The following is a 591-nucleotide window of genomic DNA, read 5'->3' as shown; positions in this document are numbered from 1 at the left end:
ATGTAACTTACTTGTATCTAATTAATTATACTTATAGTCCGTAAATTTTCCCACAAAACGTCTAAGACGACAAGTATTTTGTCGTCTGAACTAGTAAAGTTTGTTACTTTCCTCTTCAGCCTAAAAGGACTACGCCGGTGTCCAATCCCTCTATGGATACAATAATTTTGTAAACGCGCTCATGTGGCAGCACAAAGGTAATTATGTTGTCGATAGAGGTATATCGGAAAGGTCTATCCGACCAATAACGATTCTAATGCTTGAATATCATTTTGCCATTCCGCCTGTTTTTCAAGCCGCTTGAGGTAAACATCTATAAAATCCTCGTCTTTTGTCAGCATGTGCCATACTGCGACCAATAACTTTCGGGCGATGGCTACTTGTATCTTCATCTTGTTCTTATGGCGTTGGGTGCATTGCACGTAGCTGAAGTTTGAGAAAAAGCAGTTTCGGGTTCTTGATGCGACCCAGGATATTTCAATCAATATCTGACGCAGGAATCGGTTCCCATGCGTCGTCCTGTTGCTTTTGACTTTATTGTTGCTTATATCATTGCGTGGTTTCAATCCGCACCATCCCACAAGGTTTGTT

At 40.8% G+C, this 591-nt stretch carries 1 protein-coding gene; it reads right to left on the bottom strand.

What is annotated here, in order from left to right:
* Positions 1-233: 233 nt before the first annotated feature.
* Positions 234-591: transposase (locus M1B78_RS18520; protein WP_257941504.1), on the bottom strand; the 358-nt coding region annotated here is incomplete at its 5' end.

Source organism: Bacteroides muris (ex Fokt et al. 2023), from assembly GCF_024704895.1.
Taxonomy (GTDB): domain Bacteria; phylum Bacteroidota; class Bacteroidia; order Bacteroidales; family Bacteroidaceae; genus Bacteroides; species Bacteroides muris.
This window is presented reverse-complemented; position numbering and strand designations above follow the sequence as displayed.